Source organism: Cupriavidus sp. FW305-27, from assembly GCF_058787995.1.
The window spans coordinates 1-8,067 of sequence record NZ_JBYTAG010000122.1 but is presented as its reverse complement, the minus strand read 5'-3'; the positions used below and the strand labels follow the sequence as shown (position 1 = coordinate 8,067).

General features: G+C 67.9%; 8 protein-coding genes. 6 read left to right on the top strand and 2 right to left on the bottom strand.

Annotated elements, in window-relative coordinates:
• From AC3WRI_RS32560 to ybiB, 5 genes are all read left to right on the top strand, one after another.
• A partial coding sequence (locus tag AC3WRI_RS32560) for an ANTAR domain-containing response regulator (protein ID WP_492294968.1) occupies positions 1 to 628 on the top strand: 628 nt, incomplete at its 5' end.
• 365 nt (positions 629 to 993) lie between these two features.
• Positions 994 to 2,304, top strand: coding sequence for a CmpA/NrtA family ABC transporter substrate-binding protein (locus AC3WRI_RS32555; RefSeq protein ID WP_010814804.1), 1,311 nt, complete (start codon positions 994 to 996; stop codon positions 2,302 to 2,304).
• Between the two features lie 51 nt (positions 2,305 to 2,355).
• Positions 2,356 to 3,261, top strand: coding sequence for a nitrate ABC transporter permease (gene ntrB, locus AC3WRI_RS32550; protein WP_010814805.1), 906 nt, complete (start codon positions 2,356 to 2,358; stop codon positions 3,259 to 3,261).
• 18 nt (positions 3,262 to 3,279) lie between these two features.
• Positions 3,280 to 4,083 (top strand): ABC transporter ATP-binding protein, encoded by an 804-nt coding sequence (locus tag AC3WRI_RS32545; RefSeq protein WP_010814806.1) that lies wholly within the window; start codon positions 3,280 to 3,282, stop codon positions 4,081 to 4,083.
• 109 nt (positions 4,084 to 4,192) lie between these two features.
• Complete coding sequence (ybiB, locus tag AC3WRI_RS32540) at positions 4,193 to 5,185, top strand: DNA-binding protein YbiB (protein WP_010814807.1); 993 nt, start codon at positions 4,193 to 4,195, stop codon at positions 5,183 to 5,185.
• Between the two features lie 19 nt (positions 5,186 to 5,204).
• Here ybiB and AC3WRI_RS32535 read toward each other — a convergent pair whose 3' ends face one another.
• Positions 5,205 to 6,080: a pirin family protein gene (locus tag AC3WRI_RS32535; protein WP_010814808.1), complete on the bottom strand. Its 876-nt coding sequence runs from the start codon at positions 6,078 to 6,080 to the stop codon at positions 5,205 to 5,207.
• 340 nt (positions 6,081 to 6,420) lie between these two features.
• Between AC3WRI_RS32535 and rpoH the strand changes: the two genes are divergently transcribed.
• On the top strand, positions 6,421 to 7,347 hold the full coding sequence (gene rpoH, locus AC3WRI_RS32530; protein ID WP_011614472.1) for an RNA polymerase sigma factor RpoH: 927 nt from the start codon (positions 6,421 to 6,423) through the stop codon (positions 7,345 to 7,347).
• 106 nt (positions 7,348 to 7,453) lie between these two features.
• Here the strand turns inward: rpoH and AC3WRI_RS32525 are convergent, their stop codons facing one another.
• Entirely contained in the window at positions 7,454 to 8,047 is a 594-nt protein-coding gene (locus tag AC3WRI_RS32525) for an SCO family protein (protein ID WP_492294970.1), read from the bottom strand.
• Positions 8,048 to 8,067 lie beyond the last annotated feature (20 nt).

Here is an 8,067-nt window from a genome sequence, read left to right as displayed (position 1 = left end):
CCCATCGCCCACCGCTGCCGCACCTGCCCCGCCCACTGCCGGCGGCCGGGTGTTGCGGATCCTGCTCGTGCGCGACCCGCATGACGCCGACCCGCTGAACGTCGAGACCATCCGCGGCGGGCTGGTCAGCGCCGGCTTTACCGAGATCCAGATCGTCGATGCCGACCTGCGCCTGCCGGATGTGATCACGGCGACCCAGCCCGACATGCTGATCATCGCGTCTGAATCCGCCGCGCGCGACACCATCGAGCATGTCTGCGTCTCGACCCAGCATGCGCCGCGCCCGATCGTGCTGTTCACCGACAACGACGACAGCCAGCGCATCAAGGCAGCGCTGACGGCGGGGATCACCGCCTATATCGTCGACGGCCTGCGCGCCGAGCGCGTCAAGACCGTGCTCGACGTCGCCTACACACGCTTCGAACTGGATCAGCAGCTGCGCGCCGAGCTCGATGCCACCCGGCTCAAGCTGGCCGAGCGCAAGGTGGTCGAGCGCGCCAAGGGACTGCTGATGCAGGCGCGCGGCCTCAGCGAGGACGAGGCCTACAAGCGCCTGCGCAGCATGGCGATGGAGCGCGGCCTGAAGCTGGTGGACGCGGCCCAGCGCGTGATCGACGTGATGGGCTGAGCCGCTCCCGCCTGCCAGCCGTGGTGCGCCGCCGCACGCGACTGGTGCAATGCACGCTCCTGGCGCTGCCGCGCTGCGTCACCTCCCTCCCCTGCTCCCCCGAATGTGGCGGCGGCCAGCGCGCGCGCACCACATCCGATCATTTCCCCCCGATCCGTCACAAATCCGCCCTCGAATGCTGCACTGCACAGGCTGGCACACGCCTTGCGTTATGCAGGTATCGGCCAACGGCGGCCGACCAACAATTTCGGCGGACACGGCCAACGCGGGCTGCGTCACGCCACGGACAACGGCGTCCCTGCGCCGCACCGGTCTTCTGGCGAAGCCGGTCGCGGAGGGGACGCCTTTTTTCTTGGAGCCATGCAATGCCCTCTCGCCTCAGGATTGCCAAGCCGCTGCACGCAGCCGTCCACGTTCCCGACGCGGCTGCCGACGCCGTGCCGGCCAGCAGCGGCCGCCGCCGCGCGCTTGCCACCATCGCCGGCGCCAGCGTGATGACGCTGGTCGATCCGCTGGTGCGCGCCGGTGCGTGGGCAGCGGGCTCGGACGCGCCCGAGAAGACCGACGTGCGCATCGGCTTTATCCCGCTGACCGACTGCGCCTCGGTGGTGATGGCCGCGACGCTCGGGCTGGACAAGAAATACGGCATCAAGATCACGCCGACCAAGGAAGCCTCATGGGCCGGCGTGCGCGACAAGCTGGTCAACGGCGAGCTGGACGCGGCGCACGTGCTGTACGGACTGATCTACGGCGTGCAGCTGGGCATCGGCGGCCCGAAGAAGGACATGGCCGTGCTGATGAACCTGAACCACAACGGCCAGGCCATCACGCTGTCGTCCAAGCTCGCCGAGAAAGGCGTCAAGGACGGCGCCAGCCTGAAGGCGCTGATGATGAAGGAGAAGCGCGACTACACCTTCGCCCAGACCTTCCCCACCGGCACGCACGCAATGTGGCTGTACTACTGGCTGGCGGCCAACGGCATCAACCCGATGCAGGACGCCAAGGCCATCACGGTGCCGCCGCCGCAGATGGTGGCCAATATGCGCGTGGGCAATATGGACGGCTTCTGCGTGGGCGAGCCCTGGGGCGCGCGCGCCATCGCCGACAAGATCGGCTTCACCGCCGAGACCACGCAGGCCATCTGGAAGGGCCACCCCGAGAAGACCCTGGGCACCACCGCGGAGTTCGTGCAGAAATACCCCAACACCGCGCGCGCGATGGTGGCCGCAGTGCTGGAGGCATCGAAGTTCATCGATGCGTCGGCCTCCAACCGCCGCAAGACCGCCGAGACCATTGCCGCCAAGTCCTACGTCAACACCGACATGGACATCATCCTGGACCGCATGCTGGGCCGCTACACCAACGGCCTGGGCAAGACCTGGGACGACCCCGACGCGATGAAGTTCTACCAGGACGGCGCCGCCAACTACCCGTACCTGTCCGACGGCATGTGGTTCCTGACCCAGCACAAGCGCTGGGGCTTGCTGAAGGAACATCCGGACTATCTCGCCGTGGCCCGGCAGGTCAACCGCATCGACGTCTACAAGCAGGCCGCCGCCGCCGCGCAGGTGCCGCTGCCCAAGAGCGACATGCGCAGCGCCAAGCTGATCGACGGCGTGGTCTGGGACGGCAAGGACCCCAAGGCCTACGCCGACGGTTTCAAGATCAAGGCCTGACGCAAGCCTTCCCCCACTGATCCGCAGTGCCCCTGACGAAAGGAGCCAGACGTGAATGCCATAGCCCACCCCACGCCCGATGGTGCAACCGTAGCCGCCAGCGCCGACCCCGACACCAAGGAGCGGGCGCGCCGGCGCGAGCAGGAAATCGCCGCGCAGGCACGGCGCGCGCAACGCCGCGAGGCGGTCGCCGCGCTGGTGCTCAAGGCCGTGCCGCCGGTACTGGGCTTTGCCCTGTTCGTGCTGGCCTGGCACGGCATCGCCACGATGATCCCGGCCATTCCCACGCCGCAGGCCACATGGAACGCCGCGGTGCCGCTGTTTGCCGACCCGTTCTACCGCAACGGGCCCAATGACCAGGGCATCGGCTGGAACGTGCTGGCATCGCTGGCGCGCGTCGCGGCGGGCTTCGGCCTGGCCGCGCTGGTCGGCATCCCGGCCGGCTTCCTGATCGGGCGCTTCGCCTTCCTGAACGCGATGACCGCGCCGGTGATCAGCCTGCTGCGCCCGGTCTCGCCGCTGGCGTGGCTGCCGATCGGCCTGCTGCTGTTCAAGGCCGCCAACCCGGCCGCGATCTGGGCAATCTTCATCTGCTCGATCTGGCCGATGGTGATCAACACCGCGGTCGGCGTCACGCGCGTGCCGCAGGACTACCTGAACGTGGCGCGCGTGCTGGACCTGTCGGAATGGAAGGTGTTCACGCGGGTGCTGTTCCCCGCGGTGCTGCCCTACATGCTGACCGGCGTACGGCTGTCGATCGGCACCGCGTGGCTGGTGATCGTCGCGGCCGAGATGCTGACCGGCGGCACCGGCATCGGCTTCTGGCTGTGGGACGAATGGAACAACCTGAAGGTCGAGCACATCGTGATCGCGATCTTCGTGATCGGCATCATCGGGCTGCTGCTGGAGCATGCGCTGCTGGCGCTGGCCCGGCGCTTCAGCTACGGCACCAACTGACACGCGGGGAGAATCGCCATGGACAAGTTCGTCAGCATCGAAAACGTCGGCCAGACCTTCAAGACCCGCAAGGGCCCGTTCGTCGCCCTGCGCGATATCAACCTGCATATCGCCGAGGGCGAGTTCATCACGCTGATCGGCCATTCAGGCTGCGGCAAGTCCACGCTGCTGAACCTGGTCGCGGGACTGGCCACGCCCACCACCGGCGCGCTGATCTGCGCCGGGCGCGAGATCGCCGGGCCGGGGCCGGAGCGCGCGGTGGTGTTCCAGAACCATTCGCTGCTGCCGTGGCTGACGTGCTTCGAGAACGTCTACCTGGGCGTGGAGCGCGTCTTCGCCGCCAGCGAGAGCAAGCCGCAGCTCAAGGCGCGCACGCACGACACGCTGGCGCTGGTGGGCCTGACGCACGCCGAGAACAAGTATCCGCATGAGATCTCCGGCGGCATGAAGCAGCGCGTGGGCATTGCCCGCGCGCTGGCGATGGCGCCCAAGGTGCTGCTGATGGACGAGCCCTTCGGCGCGCTCGATGCGCTCACGCGCGCGCACCTGCAGGACGAGCTGATCAAGATCGTGGCGCGCACCCGCAGCACCGTGGTGATGGTGACCCACGACGTCGACGAGGCCGTGCTGCTGGCCGACCGCATCATCATGATGACCAACGGTCCGGCCGCGACCATCGGCGAGATCCTGAAGGTGGAGCTTCCGCGTCCGCGCGACCGCGTCGCGCTGGCCGACGACAAGGCCTACCACGCCTGCCGCACCGCGGTGCTGGACTTCCTCTACCGCAAGCAGCGCAACCCGGCGCTGCAGGAAGCCGCGTAGTGCCCGCCGGCCGCGTGCCGGTGGGCGGCCCTATGTGGCACAGGCGGCGATGGGCGCGGCGGCCTGGCTCCGCTATCATGAACCCAGAACAGACTACCCCCACGCCGCCATGACCACGCCAGCCACGTCCTTCCCTGCTGCCCGCTATATCAAGGAGATCGGCCGCGGCGTCAACGGCGCGCGGGCGCTGCCGCGCGAAGACGCGCAGGCCCTGTTCGACGCCATGCTGGCCGGGCGCGTCTCGGACCTGGAGCTCGGCGCCATCCTGATGGCCTACCGCATCAAGGGCGAGGCCCCGCACGAGCTGGCCGGCATGCTGGAAGCCGCCCATGCGCACTGCCAGCCGCTGCCGGCGCCGCCTGACCGGCAGGTGGTGGTGATCCCCAGCTACAACGGTGCGCGCAAGCAACCCAACCTGGTGCCGCTGCTGGCGCTGCTGCTGGCGCGCGAAGATGTCCCCGTGCTGGTGCACGGCACGCGCCTGTTCAATGGCCGCGTGACCAGCATGGCGCTGTTCGAGGCGCTGGGCGTGCCCTTGTGCGCGACTACCGGCGACGCCTCGGCACGGCTGCGCGAGAGCAGCGACCTCGGGCCGCTGGCGGTGCTGCCGGTGGATGTGCTGTCGCCCGGGCTGTCGCAGCTGCTGGAGCGGCGCACCGTGATCGGCCTGCGCAATTCGGCGCATACGGTGGCCAAGATGCTGCAGCCGGTGGGCGAGCATTCGCCCGCGGAAGGGTTGCGCCTGTACAGCTACACCCACCCCGAATACCGCGAGACGCTGACCGACTACTTCTCGCATGAACCCGCCAACGTGCTGCTGGCACGCGGCACCGAGGGCGAAGTGGTGGCCGATGCGCGCCGCACCAGCCGCATCGACTGGCTGCACGAGGGGCACCAGCAGACGCTGGTCGATCCGGCTGTTGGTTCGCTGGCCGAAGTGCCTGAACTGCCGCCCGGCAGCGACGCCGGCCAGACCGTGGCCTGGATCCGGCGCGTGCTGGACGGCGCGGCGCCGGTGCCGGCACCGATCGCGATCCAGGTCGAGGCCATCCGCGAATGCCTGCGGCAAGGCACTCGCGTGACCTGGGCCAGCCCGGTCTGAGCCAGCCCCGGGACCGCTGTCAGGGCTTGCGCGGGGGCAGCGGGATGCGCTCGGTCTCGCCCGGCACGTGCGGGAACTGATCGTCCTCCCAGCGCTGGGCGGCGGCCTCGATCGCCACCTTGCTGCTGGCAACGAAATTCCAGTAGATGAAGCGGTGCCCGTCGGTCGGGTCGCCGCCCAGCAGCATTACGCGCGACGGCGTCGTGGCCGTCAGCGTTGCGGGCTGGCCCGGCGTGAGCACCACCATATGCTCGGCCGGCAGCGGCTCGCCGTCGAGCGCCACCGCCCCGTCCACCGGATAGATGCCCCGCTCGGCATGATCGGCCGGGATCTCCACGCTCGCGCCCGCATCCAGCTCGATCGCCACGTACAGGGTGCGGCTGAAGACCTTGACCGGAGAGACCTGGCCAAAGGCATCGCCCGCAATCACCACCATGCGCACACCCGGCCGCTCGATCCGTGGCAGCGTGGCGGCGGGATGGTGGAAAAATGACGGCTCGGCACCCTCATGCTCCTGCGGCAGTGCCACCCAGGTCTGGATGCCGTGCAGGCGGGCCCCGGCGGGGCGCACATGCTCGGGCGAGCGCTCCGAGTGCACGATGCCGTGCCCGGCGGTCATCCAGTTGACATCGCCCGGGCGGATCGCCTGGTCGCTGCCCAGGCTGTCTCGGTGGATGATCTCGCCCTCGAACAGATAAGTGACCGTGGCCAGTCCGATATGTGGATGCGGGCGCACGTCGGCTCCGCCGCCCGGCGGCAGTTGCACCGGCCCCATATGGTCGAAGAAGATAAACGGACCAACGGTCTGGGTGGCGGCGGCGGGCAACAGCCGGCGCACGGTAAAATCGCCCAGGTCGCGCACATGCGGCTTGAGCAAGTGTTCGATAGCAGACATAACTCCTCCGGTGGAATGAGAGAGGCTTGCAAGGATGCCAGCGCGCCGCAGCTTGGTCGAGTGTAGCCGCTGCTGCAACAAATCATTGCAGCAGCGGGCAGAACCCCCGTGCCCGGCACCGCTCTAACATCCAGTGCGCCGAACCGTGGGTATCGTTCCCGCCGCTCGAATTGATAGGTAGCTATGCCAGCAGCAAGAGCAATCGAGAGGAACTATCACGACCATCGGGGCTCCAATTAGCACTCACCCGGCCTGAGTGCTAATATGTGTTGCAGTGCCACCGCCCCAACAGGCGCGGCACCCCGGCAACCGAACCGCCGGATGCGAAAGGAGCCATTGAGTGAACGCAGTCTTGTCTGCCGACCAAACCCTGAATAACCGTCTGCCGACGGCACCCCGGAGCACGGGCAGCTTCGCGCTGACCTTCCCGGCCACCGTTGGCAACCTCGACAGCTATATCCAGGCTGTCCACCGGATTCCGCTGTTGACCGCGGAGGAAGAGCAGCGCCTGGCGCGCGAGCTCCGCGACCACGATTCCGTTGACGCTGCCCGCCAGATGGTGATGTCCCACCTGCGCCTGGTGGTGTCGATCGCCCGCCAGTACCTGGGCTACGGCCTGCCCCACGCCGACCTGATCCAGGAAGGCAATATCGGCCTGATGAAGGCGGTCAAGCGCTTCGACCCCGACCAGGGCGTGCGCCTGGTGTCGTACGCGATGCACTGGATCAAGGCCGAGATCCACGAATACGTGCTGAAGAACTGGCGCATGGTCAAGGTGGCCACCACCAAGGCCCAGCGCAAGCTGTTCTTCAACCTGCGCAGCCACAAGCAGGGCGCGCACACGTTCACGCCGGAGCAGGTCGAGGCCGTGGCGCGCGAGCTGAACGTCAAGCCCGAAGAAGTGATGGAGATGGAAACCCGCCTGTCGGGCGGCGACTTGGCGCTGGAAGGCCAGATCGACGACGGCGAAGAGGAATTCGCCCCCATCGCCTACCTGGCGGACAACCACAACGAGCCCACCCGCGTGCTGGAAGCCAAGCGCCACGACCGCATGCAGGTCGAGGGCCTGGAAGAAGCGCTGGGCAAGCTGGACGAACGCAGCCGCCGCATCATCGAGGCACGCTGGCTGCACGTCGAAGACGATGGCTCGGGCGGCTCCACGCTGCATGAGCTGGCTGACGAGTTCGGCGTCTCGGCCGAGCGCATCCGCCAGATCGAGGCCGCGGCCATGAAGAAGATGAAGGGGGCGCTGCAGGCGTTCGCCTGATCCGCACCCCCAGCCATGCAAAAGGCCGGTCCACTGGACCGGCCTTTTTGTTGCCCGCGAGAGGGTGAGTGCGACCTTATGCCGCACCCCTTCCCACCCTTTCACGTCACGACAGCAGCTGTTTCAGGTCGTGCGCGATCGGATCCGGACCCTGGCCGTGGCGGATGAACAGCCGCAGCTTGCCGTCCGGGTCGAACACATAGCTGCCCGCGGAGTGGTCCACCGTGTAGTTGTTCGGGGAGCTGCCCGGCACCTTGGCGTAGAACACCTTGAAGTCCTTGGTCAACTTCTGCAGTGCGGCTTCGTCGGCCGGGCGCAGCCCCAGGAAGCGCGCATCGAAGGCCGGCACGTACTGCGCCAGCAGCGCCTGCGTGTCGCGTTCCGGGTCGACCGTGACGAACAGCACCTGCACGCGGTCGGCATCCGGGCCCAGTTTCTCCATCACCGCCTTCAGTTCGGCCATCGTCGTCGGGCACACGTCCGGGCAGTGGGTGTAGCCGAAGAACATCACCACCGCCTTGCCCTTGAAGTCGGCGATGGTACGCACCTTGCCGTGATGGTCGGTCAGCGAGAAGTCCTTGCCGAAGTCCGCCGCGCCGGTGATGTCGACATTGCGGAACGAGGCCTTCTGCTGCCCGCAGGCAGCCACGGCCAGCGCAAGCGCGGCCAGCAGGGAAAAGCGGCGGAAGGCGGCGAACAGGCCGGAGGCGGGGCTTAGGC

What these genes read in the sequence shown, in the direction of transcription:
- AC3WRI_RS32555 (WP_010814804.1), top strand. Translation starts at nt 994, where the DNA reads ATGCCCTCTCGCCTCAGGATTGCCAAGCCGCTGCACGCAGCCGTCCAC.
- AC3WRI_RS32545 (WP_010814806.1), top strand. Translation starts at nt 3,280, where the DNA reads ATGGACAAGTTCGTCAGCATCGAAAACGTCGGCCAGACCTTCAAGACC.
- ybiB (WP_010814807.1), top strand. Translation starts at nt 4,193, where the DNA reads ATGACCACGCCAGCCACGTCCTTCCCTGCTGCCCGCTATATCAAGGAG.
- AC3WRI_RS32535 (WP_010814808.1), bottom strand. Translation starts at nt 6,080, where the DNA reads ATGTCTGCTATCGAACACTTGCTCAAGCCGCATGTGCGCGACCTGGGC.